Source organism: Variovorax sp. OK212, from assembly GCF_900112425.1.
In the GTDB taxonomy this organism is placed as follows: Bacteria; Pseudomonadota; Gammaproteobacteria; order Burkholderiales; family Burkholderiaceae_C; genus Variovorax.
Map to the genome: position 1 here is coordinate 910,490 of NZ_FOLP01000001.1, position 24,493 is coordinate 934,982.

24 protein-coding genes are annotated in these 24,493 nt (G+C 69.4%); 10 read left to right on the top strand and 14 right to left on the bottom strand.

Annotation, left to right across the window (positions count from 1 at the left end):
• Positions 1 to 130: 130 nt before the first annotated feature.
• Positions 131 to 670: a hypothetical protein gene (locus tag BM004_RS04090; protein ID WP_093211426.1), complete on the top strand. Its 540-nt coding sequence runs from the start codon at positions 131 to 133 to the stop codon at positions 668 to 670.
• Positions 671 to 716: 46 nt separating this feature from the next.
• Positions 717 to 2,027 carry a hypothetical protein gene (locus tag BM004_RS04095; protein WP_093211428.1) on the top strand — a complete coding sequence of 437 codons (1,311 nt, stop codon included), beginning with the start codon at positions 717 to 719 and terminating at the stop codon, positions 2,025 to 2,027.
• Positions 2,028 to 2,052: 25 nt separating this feature from the next.
• On the opposite strand, the gene BM004_RS04100 is transcribed toward BM004_RS04095, so the two are convergent.
• From BM004_RS04100 to BM004_RS41895, 6 genes are all read right to left on the bottom strand, one after another.
• The gene (locus BM004_RS04100; RefSeq protein WP_093211430.1) at positions 2,053 to 3,498 is read right to left on the bottom strand and encodes an efflux transporter outer membrane subunit; all 1,446 of its coding nucleotides are present in this window, start codon (positions 3,496 to 3,498) and stop codon (positions 2,053 to 2,055) included.
• Positions 3,498 to 6,668 (bottom strand): efflux RND transporter permease subunit, encoded by a 3,171-nt coding sequence (locus BM004_RS04105; protein WP_093211432.1) that lies wholly within the window; start codon positions 6,666 to 6,668, stop codon positions 3,498 to 3,500. Before BM004_RS04105 ends, BM004_RS04100 begins: the two co-directional genes overlap by 1 nt.
• Before the next feature lie 9 nt (positions 6,669 to 6,677).
• Positions 6,678 to 7,898 (bottom strand): efflux RND transporter periplasmic adaptor subunit, encoded by a 1,221-nt coding sequence (locus tag BM004_RS04110; RefSeq protein ID WP_371287258.1) that lies wholly within the window; start codon positions 7,896 to 7,898, stop codon positions 6,678 to 6,680.
• A gap of 211 nt (positions 7,899 to 8,109) precedes the next feature.
• Complete coding sequence (locus tag BM004_RS04115; RefSeq protein WP_093211436.1) at positions 8,110 to 9,585, bottom strand: rhomboid family protein; 1,476 nt, start codon at positions 9,583 to 9,585, stop codon at positions 8,110 to 8,112.
• An 18-nt stretch (positions 9,586 to 9,603) separates the two neighbouring features.
• Positions 9,604 to 11,001 (bottom strand): argininosuccinate lyase, encoded by a 1,398-nt coding sequence (gene argH / locus BM004_RS04120; protein ID WP_093123971.1) that lies wholly within the window; start codon positions 10,999 to 11,001, stop codon positions 9,604 to 9,606.
• Positions 11,002 to 11,044: 43 nt separating this feature from the next.
• Positions 11,045 to 11,227, bottom strand: coding sequence for a hypothetical protein (locus BM004_RS41895; protein ID WP_256219812.1), 183 nt, complete (start codon positions 11,225 to 11,227; stop codon positions 11,045 to 11,047).
• Between BM004_RS41895 and BM004_RS04125 the strand changes: the two genes are divergently transcribed.
• Genes BM004_RS04125 through BM004_RS04135 form a run of 3 tightly spaced genes read left to right on the top strand, consistent with a single transcriptional unit; the run spans position 11,142 to position 14,220 of the window.
• Positions 11,142 to 12,149, top strand: a complete 1,008-nt coding sequence (locus BM004_RS04125) for a sensor histidine kinase (protein WP_256219808.1) — start codon at positions 11,142 to 11,144, stop codon at positions 12,147 to 12,149. The two genes, BM004_RS41895 and BM004_RS04125, sit on opposite strands and share 86 nt — an antisense overlap.
• The gene (locus BM004_RS04130) at positions 12,146 to 12,931 is read left to right on the top strand and encodes a LytR/AlgR family response regulator transcription factor (RefSeq protein ID WP_093123974.1); all 786 of its coding nucleotides are present in this window, start codon (positions 12,146 to 12,148) and stop codon (positions 12,929 to 12,931) included. Before BM004_RS04125 ends, BM004_RS04130 begins: the two co-directional genes overlap by 4 nt.
• Complete coding sequence (locus BM004_RS04135) at positions 12,928 to 14,220, top strand: AI-2E family transporter (RefSeq protein WP_093211438.1); 1,293 nt, start codon at positions 12,928 to 12,930, stop codon at positions 14,218 to 14,220. Before BM004_RS04130 ends, BM004_RS04135 begins: the two co-directional genes overlap by 4 nt.
• Before the next feature lie 3 nt (positions 14,221 to 14,223).
• Here the strand turns inward: BM004_RS04135 and BM004_RS04140 are convergent, their stop codons facing one another.
• Entirely contained in the window at positions 14,224 to 14,805 is a 582-nt protein-coding gene (locus BM004_RS04140) for a TetR/AcrR family transcriptional regulator (RefSeq protein ID WP_093123980.1), read from the bottom strand.
• 121 nt (positions 14,806 to 14,926) lie between these two features.
• Between BM004_RS04140 and BM004_RS04145 the strand changes: the two genes are divergently transcribed.
• Positions 14,927 to 15,376, top strand: coding sequence for a tautomerase family protein (locus tag BM004_RS04145; RefSeq protein ID WP_093211439.1), 450 nt, complete (start codon positions 14,927 to 14,929; stop codon positions 15,374 to 15,376).
• On the opposite strand, the gene BM004_RS04150 is transcribed toward BM004_RS04145, so the two are convergent.
• Positions 15,377 to 15,841, bottom strand: coding sequence for a winged helix-turn-helix transcriptional regulator (locus BM004_RS04150; protein WP_093123987.1), 465 nt, complete (start codon positions 15,839 to 15,841; stop codon positions 15,377 to 15,379). It abuts the gene before it with no gap.
• A 127-nt stretch (positions 15,842 to 15,968) separates the two neighbouring features.
• On the opposite strand from BM004_RS04150, the gene BM004_RS04155 reads away from it, so the two are divergent.
• Entirely contained in the window at positions 15,969 to 16,892 is a 924-nt protein-coding gene (locus tag BM004_RS04155; protein ID WP_093211442.1) for a nitrilase family protein, read from the top strand.
• A 135-nt stretch (positions 16,893 to 17,027) separates the two neighbouring features.
• On the opposite strand, the gene BM004_RS04160 is transcribed toward BM004_RS04155, so the two are convergent.
• Positions 17,028 to 17,705 carry an NAD(P)H-dependent oxidoreductase gene (locus BM004_RS04160; protein ID WP_093211444.1) on the bottom strand — a complete coding sequence of 226 codons (678 nt, stop codon included), beginning with the start codon at positions 17,703 to 17,705 and terminating at the stop codon, positions 17,028 to 17,030.
• Positions 17,706 to 18,167: 462 nt separating this feature from the next.
• Here BM004_RS04160 and BM004_RS04165 point away from each other — a divergent pair, with 462 nt between their 5' ends.
• Positions 18,168 to 18,725, top strand: a complete 558-nt coding sequence (locus BM004_RS04165) for a hypothetical protein (protein ID WP_093211446.1) — start codon at positions 18,168 to 18,170, stop codon at positions 18,723 to 18,725.
• Between the two features lie 70 nt (positions 18,726 to 18,795).
• The gene (locus BM004_RS04170) at positions 18,796 to 19,188 is read left to right on the top strand and encodes a tautomerase family protein (RefSeq protein ID WP_093211448.1); all 393 of its coding nucleotides are present in this window, start codon (positions 18,796 to 18,798) and stop codon (positions 19,186 to 19,188) included.
• Between the two features lies 1 nt (position 19,189).
• On the opposite strand, the gene BM004_RS04175 is transcribed toward BM004_RS04170, so the two are convergent.
• The gene (locus BM004_RS04175) at positions 19,190 to 20,461 is read right to left on the bottom strand and encodes an MFS transporter (protein WP_093211450.1); all 1,272 of its coding nucleotides are present in this window, start codon (positions 20,459 to 20,461) and stop codon (positions 19,190 to 19,192) included.
• 8 nt (positions 20,462 to 20,469) lie between these two features.
• Entirely contained in the window at positions 20,470 to 20,994 is a 525-nt protein-coding gene (locus BM004_RS04180; RefSeq protein WP_093211452.1) for a GNAT family N-acetyltransferase, read from the bottom strand.
• Positions 20,995 to 21,065: 71 nt separating this feature from the next.
• Between BM004_RS04180 and BM004_RS04185 the strand changes: the two genes are divergently transcribed.
• Positions 21,066 to 22,013, top strand: a complete 948-nt coding sequence (locus BM004_RS04185) for a LysR family transcriptional regulator (RefSeq protein ID WP_093211454.1) — start codon at positions 21,066 to 21,068, stop codon at positions 22,011 to 22,013.
• Positions 22,014 to 22,057: 44 nt separating this feature from the next.
• On the opposite strand, the gene BM004_RS04190 is transcribed toward BM004_RS04185, so the two are convergent.
• From BM004_RS04190 to BM004_RS04200, 3 genes are all read right to left on the bottom strand, one after another.
• Positions 22,058 to 23,332: an MFS transporter gene (locus tag BM004_RS04190; protein ID WP_093211456.1), complete on the bottom strand. Its 1,275-nt coding sequence runs from the start codon at positions 23,330 to 23,332 to the stop codon at positions 22,058 to 22,060.
• Positions 23,333 to 23,518: 186 nt separating this feature from the next.
• Positions 23,519 to 24,049, bottom strand: coding sequence for a hypothetical protein (locus tag BM004_RS04195; protein WP_093211458.1), 531 nt, complete (start codon positions 24,047 to 24,049; stop codon positions 23,519 to 23,521).
• Positions 24,046 to 24,447 carry a GFA family protein gene (locus BM004_RS04200; RefSeq protein WP_093124013.1) on the bottom strand — a complete coding sequence of 134 codons (402 nt, stop codon included), beginning with the start codon at positions 24,445 to 24,447 and terminating at the stop codon, positions 24,046 to 24,048. Before BM004_RS04200 ends, BM004_RS04195 begins: the two co-directional genes overlap by 4 nt.
• Positions 24,448 to 24,493 lie beyond the last annotated feature (46 nt).

Sequence of the window (24,493 nt, forward strand, 5' to 3'; positions counted from 1 at the left end):
GGGCCCGGCGGCCGGTCGGATTCAAGCCACGGACCCCGGAAAAAGGAGCCGTCAAGCCGAAATTGAAAACAATTGTCAACGTATACTGCGCCGCAAAACGAGGGGGCGCGCCAGCGCAGGTGGGGAAGTAATGAAGCAAATTGCGATCGTGATCGTGCTCTGCATGGGCGCGTGGTATTTCTTTATCGGCGGCCGCAAGCTCGACGAGTCGATGGTGCGCGACTACTACCAGCAGGAGGCGCGCGCCGTGTCGGCCAACGACGCCGACAAGCTGTGCAAGCAGCTCAGCCGCAAGGCTGTCGTCGAGGCGAAGACCACCATGATGGGCCGCACCGAAGAGGTGTCGCTCGACCGCGACGAAGCCTGCGCCGCCACCCGCAAGACCATGGAGACGCTGCGCCGCGTCAACGACCAGGTCGGCGCCATCCTGGCGATCGAGTACGACTACCACATCGACACCGTCGAGGTGGCCTCCGACCGCAAGAGCGCCGTCGTCAAGGGCACCAGCGTGATGAAGATGGGCGACTCCGCGCTGCAGCTGAAGACCAGCTTCAACCAGCGCCTGGAACGCGAGCTCGGCCAGATGCGCCTGGTGCACGCCGAGGACAGCACCGTGGTGCGCCTGGGCGGGCGCGGGGTCATGAGCCAGAGCGATTTCTTCCGCAAGTAGCCGCCCGCCGGCACCCCCCATCACCACAGAAAAAGGAGGCGTCGCCATGCTCGCCATCCGGGATTCGCTGCCGCCGCCACCGCCGTTCTGGCACCGCCTGAACAGCTTCTTCGCCTTTCCGCTGCAGATGCGGCCGCTGGCCTACGGGCTGGTGCTGTCGTTCTGCAGCCTGCTGTTCGAGGGCGTGTTCTTCCTGCCCGACGCCGTGGCGCTCATCGTCATCGAGATCGGCATCATGCTGGCGGCCAGCCGCTACGGCTTCAAGATCATCGCGCTGGGCGCGCGCGGCATCCGCGACTCGTCCGACTTCGGCCGCGAGTCGAGCGACGAGTGGACCTACCTGCCGTGGAAGCTGTTCGCCATCTCGCTGGTGCAGGCGCTGCTGATCGGCTGGCTCGCGTACTACGCGCCCATCCTGGGCACGGTGGGCCTGTTCGTGATGTCGTTCACCTTCCCCGCGGCGGTGATCGTGCTGGTGCAGTCAGGCAGCTTCTTCCAGGCGATGAACCCGGGCTACGTGATGGACACGATGCGCACCATCGGCTGGCCCTACGCGCTGCTGTGCTTCTTCCTGTTCCTGCTGAGCACGGGCGCGCAGGTGGCGCTGTCGCTGGTGCTGCCGATGTTCGACGGGCGCATCGTGCTGCCGATCGCCAACTTCGCCTTCATCTACTTCGGCTGGGTCATGGCCAGCCTGCTGGGCTACGTGATGTTCCAGCACCACGACGCCTTCGGCTTCGACGCCGTGGCGGGCAGCGAGCTCGACGGCGGCGGCCCGGTGGAGCGCCGCACGCCCGAGCAGATCGCCGCGCAGCGCACCGACGCCGAAGTGGCGCAGCTCGTCACCGAAGGCGACCTGGCCGCCGCGCTGGGCACCGCCTACGAGGCACAGCGCACGGCCGCGTCCGACGACCTGGCCGCGCAGCGCCGCTACCACCGCGTGCTGGCGCTGATGCCCGACAAGAGCGCCACCATGCTCGACCACGGCAAGCGCTTCATCCCGCTGCTGATGCGCCGCGACCTGTCTTCCGAGGCGCTCAAGGTCTTCAAGACCTGCAAGGAAAAGGACAAGGCCTTCTCGCTGGACGACGCGCAGATGGTCATTGCCATGGCGCGCGCCGAATGGCGCGGCGGCGACGCGCACGCCACGCTGGCGCTGATCTCGGGTTTCGACAAGCGCTTTCGCGGCCACGAGACGATTCCGCAGGCCTATGAACTGGCCGCCCGCGCGCTGGTGCAGGGCCTGGGCCGCGCCGACATGGCGCAGCCCATCCTGGCCACGATGGAGGCGCGCTACCCGGACAGCGAGCAGACGCAGGAAGTGCGCTGGCTGCTGCGGCCGGCCCCGGCCGCCTGAGCTCTTCGGCTTCCGCTTCCGCGGCTCAGCCTTCCTTCCAGCCCCCGCCCAGCGCCTTGTAGATCGACAGCCGGTTGGTCTGCTCGGTGAGCTGCAGGCCGATCAGCGTCTGCTGCGCCGCGTAGTGGGCGCGCTGCGCATCGAGCACGTCGAGGTAGTTGCTCGCGCCGCTGCGAAACAGCGACTGCGACAGCGCGAAGCTGCGTGAGGTGGCGCCCAGCAGCGAGCGCTGCGCGTCCAGCCGTTCGGCCAGCGTGCGCCGCTCGGCCAGCGCATCGGCCACTTCGCGGAATGCCGTCTGCACCGTCTTCTCGTAGGTGGCGATCTGGATCTGCTGCTGCGCCTGCGCCACGCGCAGGTTCGCGCGGTTGGCACCGCCGTCGAAGATCGGCACGCTGACCGACGGCGCGAAGCTCCATGCCTTGCTGCCGCCCGCGAACAGCCCTGACAGCGTGCTGCTCGCCGTGCCCGCCGACGCGGTGAGCGCAATGCGCGGAAAGAACGCGGCGCGCGCCGCGCCGATGTCGGCGTTGCTCGCGCGCAGGGCGTGTTCGGCGGCCAGCACGTCGGGGCGCTGCTGCAGCACGCTCGACGGCAGGCCGGCCGGCGGCACCAGCAGTTGCGTGGCTGCAGTGGCTGTCGTTGCCGTCGTGGCGTCGGTCGTGTCCGTGGCAATCACGGGCAGCAGCTCCGCCGGCGGCGTGGCACCGACCAGCAGCGCCAGCGCGTTGCGGTCCTGCTCGACCTGGCTGTCGAACGCCGCCACGTCGGCGCGCGCGGCATCGACCGTGCTCTGCGCCTGCGCGAGCGCCAGGCCCGACTGCGCACCGAGCCGGTGGCTGCGCTCGACCAGGTCGAAGGACTTGCGCTGGCTCTCCAGCGTGTGGCGCGCGAGCTGCAGGCGCTGCTCGTCGGCGGCCAGCTGCAGCCACGCGGTGGCGACCGACGCGACCAGGCTGATCTGCGTGCCGCGCTGCGTGGCCTCGGTCTGGAAGTAGCTCTGCAGTGCCGCTTCGCCCAGGTTGCGCACACGGCCGAACAGGTCGATCTCGTAGCTCGTGAGGCCCAGGTTGGCGCTGTACTGCGACGAGATGCGCGGCTCGCCGCTGTTCGACAGGCTGCCCGGCGTGCGCGAGCGGCTGCCGCCCGCGCCGGCTTCCACCGTGGGGAACAGGCCGGCGCGCGCAATGCCGTACTGGGCGCGCGCACGTTCGATGTTGAGCGCGGCCACGCGCAGGTCGCGGTTGTTGGCCAGTGCGAGTTCGATCGTGCCCTGCAGCCGGGGCTCGACGAAGAAGCTGCGCCAGCCCACATCGAGCGGCGTTGCCGCTTCGACGCCGGAGGAGGGCAGGGCCTGCGGCACCGGCGAAGCGGGTGCGGCGTAGTCGGGCGCGAGGTTGACGCAGCCGGCGAGCACGGCGGATGCGACCGCCGCGAGGGCCACGGCGCGGAGCGGGAATGCGTGCTTCATCAATGGCCTCCCTGTTCCGCGGCCGTGCCCGCAATGACGTTCTGCTCGGGCCTTGCCTTGCGCCGCCCCGCCAGCCAGCCGCGGATCAGCGCGAAGAACAGCGGCACGAAGAAGATGCCCAGGGCCGTGCCCACCACCATGCCGCCCAGCACCGCGGTGCCGATCGACTGGCGGCCACCCGCGCCCGCGCCGGTGCCGATGGCCAGCGGCAGCACGCCGAAGCCGAAGGCCAGCGAGGTCATGAGAATCGGGCGCAGCCGCAGGCGCACCGCCTGCAGCGTGGCCTCGATCACGCCCTTGCCCTGCTCCTGCAGCTGCTTGGCGAACTCCACGATCAGGATCGCGTTCTTCGACGACAGCCCCACCGTGGTCAGCAGGCCGACCTGGAAGTACACGTCGTTGCTCAGCCCCCGGAAGCTCGTGAACAGCAGCGCCCCCACGATGCCCAGCGGCACCACCAGGATCACCGAGAACGGCACCGACCAGCTCTCGTACAGCGCGGCCAGGCAGAGGAACACGAACAGGATCGAGATGGCATAGAGCATCGGCGCCTGCGCGCCCGACAGCCGCTCCTGGTAGGAGGCCCCGGTCCATTCGTAGCCGATGCCGGGCGGCATCTGCTTCATCACCTCGTCCACGGCGGCCATGGCGTCGCCCGAGCTCACGCCCGGCGCCGCGTCGCCCACGAACTCGTAGCTGGGGCTGCCGTTGTAGCGCTGCAGCTGCGGCGAGCCGTAGCTCCAGCGCGAACCCGAGAACGCCGGGAACGGCACCATCTGGCCCAGGCTGTTGCGCACGCTCCAGCGGTCGATGTCGGCGGGCAGCATGCGGAAGTCGGTGTCGCCCTGCATGTACACGCGCTTCACGCGGCCCTTGTCGAGAAAGTCGTTGATGTAGGTGCCGCCCATGGCGCTGGACAGCGTGCTGTCGATGTCCGACGTGGCCAGGCTCAGCGCGCCGGCGCGCGCGTCGTCGATGTCCACCGCGAACTCGGGCGTGTCGTCCAGGTTGTTGCTGCGCACGTTGCGCACTTCGGGCCGCTGGCCCAGCAGGTCGATGGCCTGGTCGCGCGCCTTCACCAGCGCGTCGTGGCCCAGCCCGTTGATGTCCTTCAGGTGGAAGTTGAAGCCCGCGTTGGCGCCCAGCCCGCGCACCGCCGGCGGCAGCAGCACGAACACGCGCGCGTCTCGGATCGACGACAGGTCCTTGTTGGCGCGCCGCGAAAGCTCGGCGGCCGACTGGCCGGTGCCCGTGCGCTCGGCCCAGTCCTTGAGCTTGACGAAGGCGCGCGCCGAGCTCTGGTCGCCGTTCTGCCCGGTGATCACGTTCACGCTCAGCACCTCGGGCTGCTTGCCGAAGTACTGCTGCACCTGCTCGACCACCGGCTGCAGCCGCGCGTTGGACGCGCCCGGCGGCAAGGTCACCTGCACCTGCAGGAAGGCCTGGTCTTCGTCGGGCAGGAAGGAGGTGGGCAGGCGCATGAACAGCAGCGCCATCACGCCCGCGATCAGCAGGTACACCACGATGCTGCGCTTGCCGCGCCGCACGATGCCGCCCACGATGCCTTCGTAGCGGTCGGCGCTTTTGTCGAAGCCGCGGTTGAAGGCCGCGAAGAAGCGGTCGACCCGCCCCAGCAGGCCGCGGCGCGGCACCGCGCGTTCGCCCTTGTGCACCGGCTTCAGCAGCGTGGCGCACAGCGCCGGCGTGAGCGTGAGCGCCACGAACACCGACAGCGCCATGGCCGAGACGATGGTGATCGAGAACTGCCGGTAGATCACGCCGGTCGAGCCGCCGAAGAAGGCCATGGGAATGAACACCGCCGACAGCACCAGCGCAATGCCGACGAGCGCGGGCGTGATCTCGGCCATCGACTTGCGCGTGGCCTCCTTGGGCGAGAGGCCCTCTTCGTGCATCACGCGCTCGACGTTCTCCACCACCACGATGGCGTCGTCCACCAGCAGGCCGATGGCCAGCACCATGCCGAACATGGTGAGCGTGTTGATCGAATAGCCGGCCAGCGACAGCACGCCGAAGGTGCCCAGCAGCACCACCGGCACCGCAATGGCCGGAATGAGCGTGGCGCGCATGTTCTGCAGGAACACGTACATCACCAGCACCACCAGCAGCATGGCCTCCAGCAGCGCCTTGACCACCTCGTCGATGGACGCGCTCACGAACGGCGTGGTGTCGTAGCTCACGAAGGTCTGCAGCTGGTTGGGAAAGAGCGGCTGCAGCTCGGCCACCTTGGCCTTCACCGCCTCGGCCACCTGCACCGCGTTGGCGCCGTCGGCCAGCACCACGCCCAGGCCGGCGCCGGGACGCCCGCTCAGTTGCGAGCGCACCGTGAGGTTCTCGGCGCCGAGTTCCACGCGTGCCACGTCTCGCAAGCGCACCACGGCGCCGTCGGGCGTCACGCGCAGCACCACGTTCTCGAACTGCTCCGCGGTCGTCAGCTTGCTGCGCGCGGTGATGGTGGCGGTGAGCTGCTGCTGCGCGTTGGCCGGCAGCGCGCCCAGCTGGCCGGCCGAGACCTGCGCGTTCTGCGCGGTGATGGCGGCGTTCACGTCGGAGGGCATCAGCGCGTACTTGCGCAGCTTGTCGGGGTCGAGCCACAGGCGCATGGCGTAGCCGGTGCCCAGCGTCTGCACCTCGCCCACGCCGTCGATGCGGCTGATCACGTCCACCAGGTTGCTGGAGATGTAGTCGCCCACGTCCACCGCCGAGGCGCTGCCGTCGCCGGAGTACATCGACACGATCATCAAAAAGTCGTTGCCGCCCTTGGTCACGGTGACACCGCGGCTTTGCACCTGCTGCGGCAGGCGCGACATGGCCTGCTGCAGCTTGTTCTGCACCTGCATCTGCGCCACGTCGATGCTGGTGCCCGCGTTGAAGGTGAGCGACAGCCGCGCCACGCCCGACGAGTTGCTGGTCGACTGCATGTAAAGCAGGTTGTCCAGCCCCTTGAGCTGCTGCTCGATGACCTGGGTGACCGAGTCTTCCACCGTCTTGGCTGAGGCGCCGGTGTAGGTGGCGTTGATGGACACACGCGGCGGCGCGATGTCGGGGTACTGCTCCAGCGGCAGCGTGCGGATGGCCATCAGGCCCGCGAGCATGACGACGATGGAGAGCACCCACGCGAAGATGGGTCGGTCGATGAAGAACTGCGCCATGGCCGGACCTCAGCGCGCCACGGGGTCGGAGGCGGCGTCGGTGGGGTCGCGCTCGGCGCTGGCCACGGGGCCTGGCGCGGCGTTGACCGGCTTGGCGCCGAGGTCGACCACCTTCACCTTGTCGCCGACCTTCACGCGCTGCGAGCCCTCGGTCATCACGCGGTCGCCCGCGGCCACGCCGTCGAGCACCTCCCAGCGCGTACCCACCGCGCGGCCGACGCGAATGGGGCGCCTGGCGACCTTGTTCTCGGCGTCGACCACCAGCGCCGAGGCGCTGCCGTCGGGCGCGCGCGTCACGGCCTGCTGCGGCACCAGCAGCGCGGTGGCGTTCACGCCTTCCTGCAGCACGGCGCGCACGTACATGCCGGGCATCAGCAGCTTGTCGGGGTTGGGCACCACGGCGCGCAACGTGACGCTGCCCGTGCCGGCATCGACCGTGACGCCGCTGAAGGTGAGGCGACCGGCATGCGGGTACTTGCTGCCGTCTTCCAGCACCAGCTGGATGCGGGCCTCGGCGTCGCTCGCGCGCTGCAGCCGGCCGCTGGCGAGTTCGCGCTTCAGGCGCAGCAGCTCGCTGCTCGACTGCGTGACGTGCACGTGAATGGGGTCGAGCTGCTGCACGGTGGTGAGCACCGCGGCCTGGTTGGCCGTGACGAGCGCGCCGGGCGTCACCGCCGAGAGCTCGGCCCAGCCGGTGATCGGCGAGGTGATGCGCGTGTAGCCCAGCTGGATGCGCGCGGTCTGCTCGGCCGCGCGTGCCACGCCCAGGTCGGCCTCGGCCTGCTGCTCGGCGGCCTGCGATTCGTCGAACACCTGGCGGCTGATGGCGTCGATCTTCACCAGCTCGGCGTTGCGGCGCGCCACGGTGCGCGAGGTGGCCAGGGCCGACTGGGCCTTGCGCACGCTGGCCTGCGCGCTGGCGTGGGCCGCCTGCAGCGGGGCCGGGTCGAGCTGGTAGAGCACCTGGCCGGCCTTGACCTGCGAGCCTTCGGTGAAGAGCCGCTCCTTCAGGATGCCGCCGACCTGCGGACGGATCTCGGCGATGACGGGGGCGGCGGTGCGCCCGGGCAGCTCGGTGCTCAGCGCCAGCGTCTCGTGCTTCAGCGTGACGGTGCCGACTTCCTTTTCTGGTGCGGCGGCGGCCTTGGACGCACCGGACGACTCTGCGCTGGTGCGCGAGCAGCCGGCGAGCGTGACAAGGGCGCAAGCCGCGACGACGGTCGCGAGCAACGAGAAACGGGGGCTTGGGTGGACGGGCATGGCACTGGAGAAATGACGAAGGCCCCAAATGGAGCGAACAGGCGCTCCCGAGTTCAATGCGACGGGAGGGCGGGGGCGAGCTTTACAGAGAGGCCCCTGCAATTGCAGTGCCACAGGGTGACGCGGCCGTGTGACAGCGCTTGCGCGCGAGGCCTTGCGGCCTTTGAAGGCCTGGGGTTTTTCAGGCGCGCTGCAGGGCGCGCGTGACCATGTCGTTGGGCGCGAGCCGCAGCAGGTGCGGCAGCAGGCCGATGGCCTTGTCGCGCTCGCCCGCGTGCAGCAGCCCGTTGGCGCACACCGAGAGCGTGTCGGCCAGCTCCGGGTGGTCGGGCGCGGTCTTCAGCAGGATGGCGCACAGCCGGTCGGCGTCGTCGAACTGGCGGATGCGCGCGAAGCGGCGCGCCAGCCGCGCCATGTCGTCGGGCTTCAGCCGCGCGCCGGGCTTGGCCTGGTCGAGGTAGGTCTTGTAGCTGGCGTGCTGCAGCGCGAGCGTGTTCGGCTCGGTGGCGGGCAGGCGGAAGATGCGCCGCGCGGCCTGGTGGAAGTCTTCGCTCGCGGGCTGCAGCCGCGCGGTGTTGAACCAGGCGCGCAGCGTGTCGGTGTCGCCGGGGCGCAGCGCGGCGGCGGCGCGCCATTCGGCGCAGGCCTTGTCGAACTTCATTGCGGCGCCGTACTTCTGGGCCGCGGCCACGTGCGTGCCGAAGAGGTCGGGTTCGGCTGCCGCGGCCGCCGTGGCTTCGGGCGCCTGCACGCGGTGCAGCAGCAGGGCGCAGGCCATGAGCGCCGCACCGGTCAGCAGGCCGCCCAGGTGGGCCATGTACGCGATGCCCTGGCCGCCGAGCCAGTGCTGCATCAGCTCGTTGACGATCCATGCCGGCAGCAGCAGCAGGGCCGGCGCCGTCACGTAGTTGAAATAGAAGAACAGCTGGTAGAAGAAGCGGATGCGCTTGAGCCGGTACATCACCGCGTACATGCCCATCAGCGCCGAGATGGCGCCCGAGGCGCCCAGCCCGTAGCTGCCCTTGCCCGCATAGGCCCAGCCGGCCAGCGCCGAGGCGCCGACGGCGCCCAGCAGGTAGAAGCCCAGGTAGGTGCCGCGGCCCAGCGCGAGTTCGACCGAGAAGCCGAACAGGAACAGGAACAGCATGTTGCCCAGCAGGTGGCCGGTGCTTCCGTGCAGGAAGGCGGCGGTCAGCCAGGTCCAGGGCTTGGACTCGGCGTCCTTGCCGTAGTCCTGCGCCCAGCGCTCGGTGAAGGGCGCGGGCAGCATCGCCTCGTACTGCTGGCGGTCACGCTTCCATTCGCCGTACTGCGGGTTCGCGGGCGTGATGACCTGGTCGGCCTGCAGCTTCGCGAGGAACTTCTTGTCGTTCTGCAGGCCCTCGAGCAGCTGCGGGTAGGCCTCTTCGTGCCGCAGCATGCGCCGCGCGACCTTGCCGCGCTTGGGGTCCGACTTTTCGAGCCAGTCCACGAAGGGCGGCAGTTCCAGCTCGGGCAGCACGCTGCCCACGTAGTAGACGGCCGCGCGCTCGCGGCCGTTTTCCTCGCTGCGCTGGGGCCCCCAGAACACGATCATGTTCAGGAGGATCAGCAGCACCGTCATCCACGGCGGGTTGCGCCAGCTCGGTCGGTTCTCGAGCGGGATGGCGTAGAACACGGCGCTGCTTCGCTTCGATCAGCCGAGGCGCGCGCGGTGGCGGGCGACCTGGGCCTTCACTTGCGCAGGCGCGGTGCCGCCCAGGATGTTGCGCGCGTTCAGCGAGCCGCGCAGGCTCAGCACGTCGTACACGTCCTTCTCGATGTTCGGGTTGAACTGCTGCAGCACCGACAGCGGCAGCTCGGCCAGGTCGACCTTGTGCGAGGTGGCGGCCTTCACGGCGTGGGCCACGGTTTCGTGCGCGTCGCGAAAGGGCAGGCCCTTCTTCACCAGGTAGTCGGCCAGGTCGGTGGCGGTAGCGTAGCCGCGCAGGGCGGCGGCTTCCATCGCCTCGGGCTTCACGGTGATGCCGCCGATCATCTCGGCAAAGATGCGCAGGGTGTCCTTGAGCGTGTCGACGGTGTCGAACAGCGGCTCCTTGTCTTCCTGGTTGTCCTTGTTGTACGCCAGCGGCTGGCCCTTCATGAGCGTGATGAGCGCCATCAGGTGGCCGACCACGCGGCCGGTCTTGCCGCGCGCCAGCTCGGGCACGTCGGGGTTCTTCTTCTGCGGCATGATCGACGAGCCGGTGGTGAAGCGGTCGGCGATGTTGATGAAGCTGAAGTTCTGGCTCATCCACAAAATGAGTTCTTCGCTCATGCGGCTGATATGCACCATGCACAGGCTGGCCGCGGCGGTGAACTCGATCGCGAAGTCGCGGTCGCTCACGGCGTCCAGGCTGTTCTGGCACACGCCGTCCATCTGCAGGGTCTTGGCGACCAGCTCGCGGTCCAGCGGGTAGCTGGTGCCGGCCAGGGCGGCGGCGCCCAGCGGCAGGCGGTTCACGCGGCGGCGCACTTCGCCCATGCGCTCGGCGTCGCGGCTGAACATTTCCACGTAGGCCAGCATGTGGTGGCCGAAGCTCACGGGTTGCGCCACCTGCAGGTGGGTGAAGCCGGGCAGGATCACCTCGACGTTCTTCTCGGCGATGTCCACCAGCGCCTTCTGCAGTTCGACCAGCAGGTCGCCGATGAGGTCGATTTCGCCGCGCAGCCACAGGCGCACGTCGGTGGCGACCTGGTCGTTGCGGCTGCGCCCGGTGTGCAGGCGCTTGCCGGCGTCGCCGACCAGCTGGGTCAGGCGGGCCTCGATGTTCAGGTGCACGTCTTCGAGGTCGAGCTTCCACTCGAAGGCGCCGGATTCGATTTCGGCGCGAATCTGCGCCATCCCGCGTTCGATCGCGGCGTGGTCCTGCACGCCGATGATGCCCTGCGCGGCCAGCATGCCGGCATGGGCCAGGGAGCCCTGGATGTCCGCCTGCCAGAGGCGCTTGTCGAAGAAGACGCTGGAGGTATAGCGCTTCACCAGGTCGCTCATAGGTTCGGAGAACAGGGCCGACCAGGCTTCGGATTTCTTGTCGAGTTGGTTTTGGGTCATGGGAGCCGTCCAGGAGGCAATAATGGGTTGGTCACCCGATGGATCAGATGTCTGCGATGCGCAACCCGGCGATTTTATCGGCCAGCTCCACCCCCACGTCTCCGTCTTCTTCGGAAAGGCCGGAAAGGACGCGCGCGTCCCTGCGCGACGACCCCTCGATCTTCGACGCCTGCCAGATCGGCGTGGTGCTGCGCACGGTCGTTTTCGTGGAGGCGGTGGTGGCCATCGCCACGCTGTTCGTGGTCTCCGGACCTGTCGACTGGCTGGTGCAGACGGCCACCGTCACGGGCGGGGCGCTGCCCGCCACGCTGATGTGGCTGGTGGCGGCCTGCGGACTCAAGAAACCCCTGCGGCGCCTGCCCAAGCAGTGGCAGTACACGGCCGGCGCCGTGCTGGGTGCCGCGGCGGCGCTCTACGGCTGTGGCCTGCTGCGCCTGACCGGCGTGCTGGCCAGCGCACCCTGGCTGGCCAGCGGCCTGACCGGCGCCCTGTTCGCGGGGTTGGTGATGGCCGCGATGGTGCTGCGCGCCCGCGGCCAGACGCCGGCGGCGACCACCGCGCGGCTGGAAGAGCTGCAGTCGCGCATCCGCCCGCACTTCCTGTTCAACACGCTCAACAGCGCCATTGCGCTGGTGCGCGAGGAGCCGGCCAAGGCCGAGACCATGCTGGAAGACCTGGCCGAGCTGTTCCGCCAGGCGCTGGCCGACCCGGGCGAGTCGGGCACGCTGGCCGACGAGATCGCGCTGGCCGAGCGCTACCTGGCCATCGAGCAGGTGCGCTTCGGCGACCGGCTGCGCATCCGCTGGGACCTGGACGCCGCCGCCAGCAAGGCGCGCCTGCCGCCGCTGCTGCTGCAGCCGCTGGTCGAGAACGCCATCAAGCACGGCGTGGAGCCCAGCCCGCAGGGCGCCAAGCTGCGCATCCGCACCGAGCGGCGCGGCAGCATGGTGGTGATCGAGGTGGTCAACAGCCTGCCGCCGCTGCGCTGGGCCGACGAGCCGCTGCCGCGCGGCCACGGGATAGCGCTGGCCAACGTGCGCGACCGGCTGCGGCTGCTGCACGACATGCAGATGCAGTTCAGCGCCGGCATGGACCAGAAGAACTACCGCGTGCGCATCGCCATTCCCGCAGACTCCGCCGAACCATGACCCTCAAGACATTGATCGTCGACGACGAATCGCTCGCGCGCTCGCGCCTGCGCACCCTCCTGCGCGACTGCACCTCGCCCGCCGCCGAGGTGGTGGCCGAGGCCTCGCAGGGCGCCGAGGCGCTGCAGCAACTGGCCGCGATGCCGCTCGACCTGGTGCTGCTGGACGTGCACATGCCCGGGGTCGACGGCATCGAGGTGGCGCGCGCGCTGCGCAGCCGGGGCGACGCGCCGGCGGTGGTGTTCGTCACGGCGCACGCGAGCCATGCGGTGACGGCCTTCGACCTCGACGCGGTCGACTACCTCACCAAGCCCGTGCGCGCCGAGCGCCTGCAGCAGGCGCTGCAGAAGGCCGAGCGCTTCCTGAAGGAGCGCCGCGCGCTGCAGGCCGCGCCTGCGGCACCGGTGGCACCAGTGGCACCGGCACCACCCGCCGCGCCGGAAACCGTGCTCATCCAGGACCGCGGCCGCTCCGAGCGCGTGCCGCTGTCGGAGGTGCTCTACCTCAAGTCGGAATACAAGTACCTCACCGTGCGCACCGCCACGCGCAGCCACATCCTGGACGGCTCGCTCAACGAGTTCGAGGAGCGCTACCCGAACCGCTTTCTGCGCGTGCACCGCAATGCGCTGGTGGCGCGCGCGGCGATTCGCGCGCTGGAGAAATACGACGACGGCGAGGACGCCGAGGGCTGGGCCCTGCGCCTGGACGCCATTCCCGAACCCGTGGCCGTGTCGCGCCGCCAGCTCGCCGCCGTGCGCGAAGTGCTGAAGGAGACACGATGACCGACGCCCCATCGACCCCCGCACCGGCCCCGGTGCCTTCGCCTTCTCCAGCGCCTTCCGCACCCGCGCCGGAGGCCCCCGCCGCCGAGCCTCCGCAGGCGGCCGCGGCACAGCCCGCGCCCGAAGCACCGCCGGCAGCGCCGGCCCCGGACCCTTCCGAGCCCGCACGCGAACGCGAGCGCAAGCGCCTGCTGCTGCACATGCCGGTGGACGTGCGCAGCGCCTCGCTGGTCGTGCTCGCCGTGCTGGCCAGCGTGTTCGCGCTGCAGTGGGGGCAGGCGGTGTTCATTCCGCTGATGCTGAGCCTGCTGATGACCTATGCGCTGTCGCCGCTGGTCGAGCTGCTGCATCGCTGGCACCTGCCGCGCTGGATCGGCGCGGCGCTGATCCTCGTGGGCCTGTTCGGCGGCATCGGCTGGACCGGCTATTCGCTTTCGGGCAATGCCTCGCAGCTGCTCGATTCACTGCCGGTCGCCGCGCAGAAGCTCGGGCTGGCGATGCGCCGCGACAAGGGTGCCAGCGCCACGCCGCTCGAGAGCGTGCAGGCCGCCGCCGCGCAGCTGGAGAAGGCCGCCGAGGAAAACTCCGCGCGTGTGGCTTCGCGCCGCGGCGTGGCCCGCGTGGTCATCGAACGGCCCAACTTCAACGTGCGCGACTACCTGCTGAGCGGCACCGTCGGGCTGCTGAGCGCCATGGGGCAGCTCACGCTGGTGGCCTTCCTCACGTACTTCGCGCTGTGCTCGGGCGACACCTTCCGCCGCAAGCTCATCAAGATCACCGGCTCGAGTCTGCAGAAGAAGAAGGTCACGGTGCACGTGCTGGACGACATCACGCGCAACATCGAGCGCTACCTGCTGGTGCAGATCCTGGTGAGCGCCGTGGTGGGCGTGGCGACCGGCCTGGCGTTCTGGGCGCTGGGCGTGGAGAACGCGGCGGTGTGGGGAATCATCGCGGCCGTGACCAACCTCATTCCGTACATCGGCTCGGTGATCGTGCTGGCGGCCGCGGGGCTGGTGGCCTTCCTGCAGTTCAACAGCCTGCAGATGGGCATCGTGGTGGGCGGCGTGTCGCTGGCCATCCACACGATCATCGGCAACCTGCTGATGCCCTGGCTCACCAGCCGCACCAGCCGCATGAACCCGGTGGCGGTGTTCGTGGGCGTGATCTTCTGGGGCTGGCTCTGGGGCATCTGGGGGCTGTTGCTGGGCATTCCGATCACGATGGTGATCAAGGCGATCTGCGACCGGGTGGAAGACCTGCAGCCGATCGGGGAGCTGCTGGGCGAGTAGGTTTCAGCCGAGCAGCGCCTTCAACTCGTCGGCGGCCGACTTCAGGATCTCCTGCGACAGCGCCTCGTCGTTCACCGCGCGAGACAGCGACACCGCGCCGACCAACGACGACAGCGCCGTGATCGCCTTCGCGCGCTTGTCCTTCGACGGTTCCGCCGCCGCCAGCCTGGCCAGCAGGTCGAGGTAGCTGTTGACCTGCTGCGTGTAGGCCGTGCGTGCGCGCTGGTTGCTGCGCGCCACGTCGCCGGCCAGCGTGGTCACGGCGCAGCTGGTGGCCAGCGCGTCGCGGTGCGCGGTGCTCAGGTACGCATCGACCAGCCGGGCCGCCACCACCTGCCGGCTCGCCTTGGACGCGGCCACGGCCTCGACGGCGCGGCCACCGTCGCTCAGCGCGCATTCCACGGCCTCGGCCACCAGCTCGTCGCGCGAGCCGAAGTGCCGGTAGAAGCCGCCGTGCGTGAGGCCGGCTTCCTTCATCAGGTCGGCCACGCCGATGCCGTCGACGCCTTCCTCGCGAAAGCGCGCGGCGGCGGTCTGCACGATGCGCTCGTGGCTTTGCTCCTTGTTCGCTTTGGAATGGCCCATGTCGGTGAAAAAGTCCTCGGTGCGCGTGCTTGACGGTGAGGATTATGTTCATCATCATCCTGCATTTGGATGATGGTCGTCATTCAGAATTCAAGACCAACGCCTCAACAGGAGCCTTCCCATGCCCATGATCGACGTCTACGCCGCCGCAGACATGTTCCCCGCCGACGCGGACCGCCAGCTTGGCGAGGCGCTCACGCTGGCCGTGTTGCGTGCCGAGGGTGTGGCCAAGCCCGGCCCGTTCCACCTCGACAACACCGCCGCGTACATCCACCGCATGCCGGCATCGGCCGTGCAGACCGCCACCAGCGCGCAGGCCCGCACGGTGCGCGTGCAGATCGTCACGCCGCCGGGCTCGCTCAACCGCGAAGGGCAGAAGCAGATCACCAGGGAAGCGACCGAGATCGTCGCGAAACTCTCGGGCGACCCGGGTCAGGCGGCGCGCACCTGGGTGATCCTCACCGAGGCGGCGGAGGGCGGCTGGGGCCTGTTCGGCACCGCCTTCGGCAAGGAAGAGTTCGGCGCGCTGGCCGCCAAGGCGAAGGCCGCGGCGGCAGCAGCGGCGACCTGATCAGCCGGCGCCGGCCTTGACCGGCAGCTTCTTCACGAAGGTGCTCGCCGGGTCGAGCGGCTGCCCGTCGCGCGTGAGCAGCGCGATCTTCGGCACCGGCTTGCCGCTGTCGCGCTCCAGCAGCGTCGAATGCGGCTCGCCCTTGGCGAACAGGTGCGCCTCGCCCCATTGGCGCAGCCCGACCACCACCGGGAACAGGCCCTTGCCCTTGGGCGTCAGCACGTACTCCTGGTAGAGCGAGCCGTCGGACGCGGGCGCGAGGTCGAGCACGCCTTCCTGCACCAGGTACTTGAGCCGGTCCGACAGGATGTTCTTGGCCACGCCCAGGCTCTGGTGAAACTCGCCGAAGCGCTTCATGCCGTCGAACGCGTCACGCACGATGAGCAGCGACCACTGGTCGCCGACGATTTCGAGCGAGCGCGCCATCGGGCATGCGTCGTTCTTCAGGCTTTTTCTCTGGGCCATGGTTTTCCCCTTTGGGGGGCGAGTGTAGGGCGCAATGCCATATTGGTTGCAAAGTAAAACCTGAATGGCTACGATCCATCTGGTTTTAATTTGAAACCTAAAACCTAAAACCTGAAAGCCTGAGTTCATGCATCCATCCATCGCCCATTCATCCGACGCCACCCCCGGCCTGCGCGCCAGCCCCGTGCGCGTGGCCGTCGTTCAGTTCGATCCGCAGGTCGGCGTCGAGAACCTCGCGCGCAACACGCAGGCCGTGAACGAACGCCTGCTGGCCGCTGTCGAGAACAAGGCCCGGCTCATCGTGCTGCCTGAACTGGCCACCACGGGCTACTGCTTCAGCGGCCGTGAAGAGGCCTACGCCCATGCGCAGCCGGTGCCCGGTGGCGAGACCGTGCAGGACTGGGTGGCGTTCGCCGCGCAGCACGACGTGTACATCGTCGGCTGCCTCGTCGAGCAGGACGGCCCGCAGCTGTTCGACACGGCCGTGCTCGTTGGCCCCGAGGGCTACATCGGCCGCTACCGCAAGACGCACCTGTGGAACAACGAGAAGCTCTGGTTCACGCCCGGCGACCTGGGCTACCCGGTGTTCGAGACCAGGATCGGCCGCATCGGCCTGCTGGTGTGCTGGGACATCTGGTTTCCCGAGACGACGCGCATCCTCGCGCAGCTGGGCGCCGACATCGTCTGCCTGCCCACCGCCTGGGTCTGGACGCCGCCGCCGCTGTACGACGCCAGCGGCACCTGCATGGCGGCGTACCTGACGATCACCGCCGCGCACTCGAACAACGTGTTCATCGCCGCGGCCGACCGCGTCGGGCAGGAGCGCGGCGCCGGCTTCATGGGCAACTCGCTGATTGCGGGCACCAACGGCTGGCCGGTCGGGCGCATCGCCGGGCCCGACGAAGACACCATCCTCTACGCCGACGTGGACCTCGGCGCCGCGCGCAGCGCGCCCATCTGGAACCAGTTCAACGACCTGCACCGCGACCGCCGCACCGATCTGTACGACGCGCTGCTGGGGTATCGCGGTGCGCAGGCGCTGCCCAGGTGACAGCCAACGAAGCCTCGCTGCATGCCGACGAGAAACTCGCTCCTGGCGCCTGCCGCCACGGCGGCGGCATGCTCAAACCCGAGCCGCCTGCATCGCTCTCCTGCAGGCCATGCAGGCCGATCGCTTGACGTCGCCTCAGACTTCCGTCACGAACTGGTCGCGCGGCCGGCGCACCTTGGTGAGGTTGACCAGCCAGTCTTCGTCCGCCACGCGGTAGCCCACGGGCAGGATGGCGACGCTGCGCAGGCCGCGCGAGCGCAGCTCCAGGATGTCGTCGAGCGCCGCGGGGTCGAAGCCCTCCATGGGGGTGCTGTCCACTTCTTCGTGCGCCGCTGCAATCAGTGCCGCGGCCAGCCCGATGTAGGCCTGGCGGGCCGCATGCGCGAAGTTGACTTCGCTGCCGCGCTGCGGATAGCTGCCGAGCAGCATGGCACGGTAGTTTTCCCAGCCTTCGTTCGTCGTGCCGCGCACGGTGTTGGTCAGGTCGAACATGTGGTTGATGCGCTCGGCCGTGTAGTCGTCCCAGGCAGCGAAGACGAGCAGGTGCGAGCAATCGACCACTTGGCCCTGGTTCCACGCGATGGGCTTGATGCGTTCGCGAACCGCCGCGTCGGTGACCACGAAGATCTCGAACGGCTGAAGGCCGCTGGACGTCGGCGCCAGGCGGGCGGCCTCGAGGATGCGCTCCAGCTTTTCCTTCGGGACCTTGCGCGTTGCGTCCATTTTCTTGGTCGCATAGCGCCACTGCAGGGTGTCGAGCAGTTTGGCTGCAGTGGGTTCGTCGGTGGCGGATTGGGCAGAAGAATTGGACATGGATCGTTCGGTTCGATGGAAAGGTTGGGTGCGCACACTGCGCCCGCCCCGGATTTTCATGGCCCTTCGAGCGAGGCACCGGCGTGCCGAAGCGTTACTCAGTTTCCGCGATGGAAACAATCGCGGTCCGGCCCGAGCCGGTGCCCGCTCGGACCACCTTCACCGCCGCCTGCTGGATCACCTTGCCCCGGCATGGCCCGGTCGGCGTTGTTGCACGCATGGGGCGGGCTGGGGACGTGGATCGCCGTGCGGGGCGGCCTGGGCCTGGGGCCTGGGGCCTGGTTCGGCGCGGCAGCGGGTTGAGCTCGTGAAAGGATCATCGGGTTTCGACTGGGGTACGTGCGCAGGCCGTTCGCGCGGCTGCCCGGCTCCATCGGTGGACTCGACCATGCGCTGCATGGCGCTCATGCCTCAAAATTGGCGCAGTCGGTCACGTCATGCAGACCTTCCACAGGGGACCCGATGAGCATCGGCATCAGTGCGTTCACGCACGCGCTACCACCGGATTGGCGGGCACGCTTCGCCGCAGAAATGCAAGCGCTCGATGTGGGCCTTGAGCTTCACCCCGACTTTCATCCGCTCGGGCCGGATGTCGACTGCCTGTGGGCGAAGCTCGATTTCCACACCTTTTCTCGTGTCCGTCCCGGTGTCAGCCTGCTGGTCGGCTGCGGATTCGAGCACGTTGGCCGTGCAGAAATCGCGGCGAGAAACAGGTGGCGCCTGTATCCGCCTGAAGCCAGGGAGATGGACCATTTCTACGATCTGAGCAGCAGCATGGGCCGGGCGGACGCCACGGTCGCGGTGCAGGTCGTCGTGTGCGCCGCGCTTGCGGTGATCGCCGGCGGTGTGGTCCACGGTCTGGGAGGTGACGACATGGTGATCGGGCCAGGGGCGGAATTGCGTACCGCCGTCAGAGCCCATCTCGATCTCCTCAGTGACCGTGGCGCAAGGCCTTTCACCGGCTGGCCCTCGCTGGATCTCGACGAGGTGGACAGTTTTCCGTTTGCCGATGCCATTTGAGAAATGGCGAAGCCGCTCAGTCGAAGACTTGCTTGACGCTTCGATTCCCTGACTCTTCTTTATCCCCGATATGCCCTACCTCCAACTCGACGTGAACGGCCACCACCCGGTGGCCGACAAGAAGCGCCTTGCCAAACAGCTCAGCGAGACCTACGCGCGCCTGATGAGCGTGGACATCCGCCGCATCAGCATCGCCATCCGCGAGGTGGGCGAGGGCGGCGTGTGGCGCATGGTCGACGGCGACCCCGCAGAGGTGTCGGTGCTGATGTGCGACATCCGGCGCGGGCGCTCGGCCGAGCTGCGGCTCGAGGTGGCGAAGGCGCTGTGCCGCGACTGCATCGACATCCTGGGGTTGCGTGAAGACCGGCTCAACGTCGAGTTCACGCAGCACTCGGGCGACGAGATGTACCACCCGACGCTCGGTGGCTACAGCCCCGAGTGGACAGAGGGCGAGGATCCGTGAGTCACTGGGCGAGGGCGCGCGCCCGGTGCAGCCGCGAGAAGCGCGCGATCATCAGCGGCCCCAGCAGCGCACCGAGGCCGACCGAGCTCCACGCCGCCACCCAGCCGTGCGTGCTGCCCAGGCCGAAGCGGGTCTGCCCCCAGTCGAGCGCCAGGCCGAACACCCACGGGCTGAGCGCGCCCGCGCCGAAGCCCATCACCGAGCGCACCGAGTACGCCACGCCCAGCCGGTGCGGCGCCACCACGTCGGCCAGCGCGGTCGAGTAGACCGACGAATCGGCGATGGCGAGCAGGTTGTAGACGGCGGCGGCCGCGGCAAGCAGCCACAGCGGCCAGGTCCACATCCAGCCGAACGAGAACGACATGCACAGGCTGGCCACGGTGGCGATCATCATCACCCGCGCGCGGCCGAGCCGGTCGGAGGCCGCGCCGCCCGCCACGCTGCCGAACACGCTGACGAGGTGCGCCAGCGCGGCCAGCGCAATGCCCGCGCCTTGCCATGACGTGCCGGCGCCCGACGACGCCACCAGGTAGGCCGGCAGCCACGCCCACAGCGCCATGAGCTCCCAGCAGTGGAAGGCGTAGGCCCAGTTGCCGGCCATCGCCGGCTTGTCGCGCACGGTGGCGGCCAGCGACTGCCAGGGGCCTTCGCGCGGCATGCCGGGTATGCCGGGTGTGCCGGCCACGAATGCCATGGCCGGGCGCATGCGGCGCAGCGCCTGCACCGTGAGCAACGCGCCGGCCGCGGTGCCCGCCGCCGCGATCAGCAAGCCCAGGCGCCAGTGCTGCAGATGGCTGCAGACCGCCACCACCGCCAGCGAGAGCGCGTAGCCCATCGACGCCGACCCGATGAACAGGCCCATCGCGCGCCCGCGCACCGCCGGCTCGGTGTTGCGCGCCAGCAGCTGCAGGCCCGGCGTGTACGAGGCGCCCGCGCACAGGCCGGCCAGGCCGTACAGCAGCACCGCGGAGAGGTGGTCGCGCGCGAACACGGCAAAAGCCAGTGCCGCCATCGCGCTGACGGCGCTGCCGGCCAGGAAGATGCGGTGCGGCCCGTAGCGATCGGCCAGCAGGCCGACCGCGAACAGCGAACTCATGTAGCCCACGTGCCATGCGCTCTGGACCGAGCCGGCCTGCGCGGCCGTCAGTTGCCAGTCGGCCATCAGGAAGGGCAGCACGCCGGAGTAGGCCGTGACGATCATGGCCTGCAGCAGCCGGCTCGCGCACAGCAGCGCGAGCCAGCCGCGCATGGGCCCGGTGTCTTGCGCGGTCATCGTGCGGCTCAGCGCAGCGCGCGCTGCATCAGCACGGTGTCCACCCATTGCCCGAACTTGAAGCCGACGTCGCGCAGCACGCCGACCCGCTCGAACCCCAGGCTCTGGTGCACCCCCTGCGAGCCGGCGTTGGCGCTGTTGCCGACCACGGCCACCATCTGCGTGAAGCCGCCGTCGGTGCAGCGGCGGATCACCTCGCCCAGCAGCGCCTTGCCGATGCCGTGGCCGTGCATGCCTTGCGCGACGTAGATCGAGTCTTCCACCGTGTGCCGGTAGGCGGAGCGTGCTCGGTAGGCGGTGGCGTAGGCATAGCCGGCGACCTCGCCGTCTTTCAGCGCCACCAGGTAGGGCAGGCCGCGTGCGCGCACGTCGGCGCGGCGCGCCTGCATCTCTTCGACGCTGGGCACCTGCTCTTCGAAGGAGCAGAGGTCGTGCAGCACGTAGTGGCTGTAGATGGCCTGCACGGCGGCCATGTGGCGGGGCTCGGCGTCGGCGATTTCGACGAGGGTGGAAGCGAGGCGTGGCGATGACATGGCCCCGATGTTGACGATGCACCATCGATAAGAGAAGCTTCGCCTGCCTATGCGGTGCATAAGGAATACTTTTGGAAAAAACACTCAACCTCGACCAGCTCAAGTCCTTCGGCCTGGTCATCGAGACCGGCAGCTTCTCGGCCGCGGCCGACCGGCTGGGCGTGTCGCAGCCGGCCGTGAGCCTGCAGATCCGCCAGCTGGAGCGCCGCCTCGCGGTGCGGCTCATCGAGCGCGTGGGAAAGCGCGCCAAGGCCACGCCCGCGGGCATGGAGCTGCTGCGCCACATGCCCCACATCGACACCGCGGTGGAGAACGCGATCGACGCACTGGCCGACCACGCCAGCGGCGTTGCCGGCCGCGTGCGGCTGGGCACGGGCGCCACGGCGTGCCTGCACTTCCTGCCGGCCGTGCTGCGCACGCTGCGCGAACAGTTCCCGGAACTCAGCGTGGTGGTGAGCACCGGCAACACCGAAGACCAGGCGCGCAAGGTGGAGGAGAACAGCCTCGACCTTGCGCTGGTCACGCTGCCGGCGGCGGGGCGTTCGCTGGCGGCGATGCCGGTGCTGGAAGACGAGTTCGTCGCGATCGGCCCGGTGAGTGGGCCAGCAAGTGGGCCGATGAGTGGGCCCGTGGGGTCCGCGCGTGGGGCTTCGCTGAAGGCCAAGCTCACGCCGGCCGAGCTGGGCGCCTTGCCGCTGGTGCTGTTCGAGCCCGCCGCCAACACGCGCAAGCTGGTCGACCGCTGGTTTGCCGCGGGGGCCGTGCATCCGCAACCCGTGATGGAGCTGGGCAGCGTCGAGGCGATGAAGGAGATGGTGGCCGCGGGGCTGGGCTACGGCATCGTGCCGGGCATGTCGATGACGGGCCGCGGCGCCCACCCCGGCCTGAAGACGCACCGGCTGAACCCCCGCATGCAGCGCACGCTGGCCATCGTGGTGCGGCGGGACAAGCCCGTCAACAAGGCCTTGCGCGTGGTGCTCGACGCGATCCTGGCGGCCGGCAAGCGCGGCCGCCGCTAGCTGGCCTGCGCCGCTGGCTGGCGGCCAGCCAGCAGTTCAGCCGTTCATTCCGGAATCGCAGCCATCCGCACGCTGCCGCGTGCGCGGCCCAGCGTGCCGACGATCAGCGCGGCGGCCAGCACCAGCACGCCGCTGAGCACCATCGCGCTGGAGATGCCGAAGCTGTCGACCGTCACGCCGCCGATCAGCGCGCCGGCGGCAATGGCCACCTGGAAGCCGCTGACCAGCAGGGCCTGGCCGGCTTCGGGCGCGTCGGGTACGGCCTCGAGCATCCAGCCGGTGAGCGCCACCGGGATCAGGCCGAAGGCCACGCCCCAGATCACCACCACCACCGCGCCCGGCACGAAGCCGGTGCCGATCAGCGTGGACATCAGCAGCGCGGCCGCCAGCATCAGCGCCGCCAGCAGGGTGGTGCCGCGCACGCTGCGCGCCACCATGCTGCCGCCCACGAAGGTGCCGACGAAGCCGACCGCGCCGTAGACCAGCAGCAGCGTGGAAACGGCATTGGGCGCCAGGCCGAACACCTGCTGCAGCAGCGGCTTCAGGTAGGTGTACGCCGCGAAGTGGCCGGCGATGAAGAACAGCACCGTGAGCAGGCCGACCTGGGCCATGCGGCGCGTGAGCGGCGTCAGCAGGTCGCGCGCGCCGATGGCCCGCGCCGGCGGAATGGCCGGCAGCAGCCACAGCTGCACCACCAGCACGAAGGCCGCGAGCGCACCGGTCACGGCGAACGAGGCGCGCCAGCCGAACAGCGTGCCGAGGAACGAACCGGCCGGCACCCCGAGCACGGTGGCGGCCGACACGCCGGCCAGCACCAGCGACATGGCCCGCGCCTGCGAGGCGTGCGGCACCAACTGCGTGGCGGCGGCCGGCGCAAAGGTCCAGAAGCCGCCCACGCACAGGCCCAGCAGCAGGCGCGCGACCAGCATGGTGGCGAAGTTGGGCGCGAACGCGGCGAGCAGGTTCGACGCGATGAGCAAGGTGGTGAGCGCGATCAGCACGGTGCGCCGGTCGAGCCGGCCCGAGGCCACGATGAGCGCGGGGCCGGCGAAGGCCGCCAGCACGCCGGGCATGGTGACCATCAGGCCCGCGGTGCCGTCGGACACGTTGAGGCCGCGCGCGATGTCGGTCAGCAGGCCGATGGGCATGAACTCGGTCGAGACCATGGCGAAGGTGCCGACGGCGATGGAGCTCACGGCGAGCCATGCGGAGCGCGACGCGGGCGCATGCGCGGTTGCCGCGGCGGGCGCAGCTGGCGTGTCGGGCGCAAGGCCGTCGACCTCGTCGATGCACGGGTTGCTGCTGGGTGAATTCATCATGGGATGCGGTCCTGGATCGCATCGGCGGTGCATGCACGCCAATGCCGGTGAAAGGGCATTGGAGTGTGCGAGCCGTCGCCTTCGCGACAAAGGGGGCGCGCGGCAGTAGTCAGTTTCCTTGACGCGAACAATCGGCTCTTTTTGCCCCTTTGACTTCGTCGCCCGTCCCGTGGATGGCGACGGCCGTCAGAGCACGCGGCCGTCGGCCACGAACGAATCGCCGATCAGCACGCGAAAGGCCGCACCCTGCGCAAACCGCGGCTGCGCCAGGGTCGGCGAGAGGTACTCGATGTCGACCTCGGCCGCCGTGCCGCGCTCCAGCACCTCGCCCGGCGGCACGAACCAGCGTGCCGAGAAGCCTTCCTTGTCGATCACCAGCGCGCAGCGGTATTCGCCCGACGAGATCGGCACGTCCTGCGAAGGCAGCCCCGGCTTGCGGAAGACGAGTGCGACGCGCGCATGGGCGGTGAAAGCGCCCGTGGTGTCGAAGCTCGGCGGCGCGTCGACGCCGGCCGGCTTCGCGCGGCGCGGCCGCTTGCTGATGAGCCATGCAATGACGTTGCCGATGATCGGCACCCACAGCACCATCAGCAGCGTGCCGATGTCGCGCGTGGTGGTGCCGGGCGTTGCGTAGTGCCGGACGATGGCGCCGCCTATGGCCACGCACAGCAGCACGGCGACGATGACCTTGCGGCGAAACTGGATCTTGGTGCTCATGCCTTGGGGGGTATCGCTTCTGAAAAGGAGGGGATGGCGGTGCCGTGGTCGAGCCACGGCACTTCGAGCGAGGTCCAGATGTGCGCGCTCGGGCGGCTGCCCGGGTCGTCGTCGAGCGAGGCCACGCGCAGAATCACCTGCGGCTGCGCGACCCATTCGGCCACCAGGTGCGTGCCGCAGCGGGTGCAGAAGTGGCGCAGCTTGCCGGGCGTCGATTCGAACGAACCGAGCGCCTCTTCGCCCGCGGTCCAGCGGAAGTCGGTACGGTCGGCGCGCGCGGTGGTCGTGAAGGCCGCGCTGTGCGCCTTGCGGCAGGTCGTGCAGTGGCAGTGGACGATGGGGCCCGCGAGACGGGTGGCCTCGTACTGGACGGTGCCGCAGAGGCAGGAGCCTTTCATGGCGTTCTCTTTCGGTGGGAGGGACTGCGAGTCTATGTCCGCCGCA

Excerpts from the sequence above, each read along its gene's own strand:
- BM004_RS04105 (WP_093211432.1), bottom strand. The coding sequence starts at position 6,668 with ATGGCGCAGTTCTTCATCGACCGACCCATCTTCGCGTGGGTGCTCTCC.
- BM004_RS04150 (WP_093123987.1), bottom strand. The coding sequence starts at position 15,841 with ATGGCCCAGAGAAAAAGCCTGAAGAACGACGCATGCCCGATGGCGCGC.
- BM004_RS04200 (WP_093124013.1), bottom strand. The coding sequence starts at position 24,447 with ATGAAAGGCTCCTGCCTCTGCGGCACCGTCCAGTACGAGGCCACCCGT.
- BM004_RS04170 (WP_093211448.1), top strand. The coding sequence starts at position 18,796 with ATGCCCTACCTCCAACTCGACGTGAACGGCCACCACCCGGTGGCCGAC.
- BM004_RS04140 (WP_093123980.1), bottom strand. The coding sequence starts at position 14,805 with ATGGGCCATTCCAAAGCGAACAAGGAGCAAAGCCACGAGCGCATCGTG.
- BM004_RS04190 (WP_093211456.1), bottom strand. The coding sequence starts at position 23,332 with ATGATGAATTCACCCAGCAGCAACCCGTGCATCGACGAGGTCGACGGC.
- BM004_RS04095 (WP_093211428.1), top strand. The coding sequence starts at position 717 with ATGCTCGCCATCCGGGATTCGCTGCCGCCGCCACCGCCGTTCTGGCAC.
- BM004_RS41895 (WP_256219812.1), bottom strand. The coding sequence starts at position 11,227 with ATGGCCACCACCGCCTCCACGAAAACGACCGTGCGCAGCACCACGCCG.
- BM004_RS04090 (WP_093211426.1), top strand. The coding sequence starts at position 131 with ATGAAGCAAATTGCGATCGTGATCGTGCTCTGCATGGGCGCGTGGTAT.
- BM004_RS04100 (WP_093211430.1), bottom strand. The coding sequence starts at position 3,498 with ATGAAGCACGCATTCCCGCTCCGCGCCGTGGCCCTCGCGGCGGTCGCA.
- BM004_RS04155 (WP_093211442.1), top strand. The coding sequence starts at position 15,969 with ATGCATCCATCCATCGCCCATTCATCCGACGCCACCCCCGGCCTGCGC.
- BM004_RS04175 (WP_093211450.1), bottom strand. The coding sequence starts at position 20,461 with ATGACCGCGCAAGACACCGGGCCCATGCGCGGCTGGCTCGCGCTGCTG.
- BM004_RS04130 (WP_093123974.1), top strand. The coding sequence starts at position 12,146 with ATGACCCTCAAGACATTGATCGTCGACGACGAATCGCTCGCGCGCTCG.
- BM004_RS04135 (WP_093211438.1), top strand. The coding sequence starts at position 12,928 with ATGACCGACGCCCCATCGACCCCCGCACCGGCCCCGGTGCCTTCGCCT.
- BM004_RS04145 (WP_093211439.1), top strand. The coding sequence starts at position 14,927 with ATGCCCATGATCGACGTCTACGCCGCCGCAGACATGTTCCCCGCCGAC.
- argH (WP_093123971.1), bottom strand. The coding sequence starts at position 11,001 with ATGACCCAAAACCAACTCGACAAGAAATCCGAAGCCTGGTCGGCCCTG.
- BM004_RS04195 (WP_093211458.1), bottom strand. The coding sequence starts at position 24,049 with ATGAGCACCAAGATCCAGTTTCGCCGCAAGGTCATCGTCGCCGTGCTG.
- BM004_RS04165 (WP_093211446.1), top strand. The coding sequence starts at position 18,168 with ATGAGCATCGGCATCAGTGCGTTCACGCACGCGCTACCACCGGATTGG.
- BM004_RS04180 (WP_093211452.1), bottom strand. The coding sequence starts at position 20,994 with ATGTCATCGCCACGCCTCGCTTCCACCCTCGTCGAAATCGCCGACGCC.
- BM004_RS04160 (WP_093211444.1), bottom strand. The coding sequence starts at position 17,705 with ATGTCCAATTCTTCTGCCCAATCCGCCACCGACGAACCCACTGCAGCC.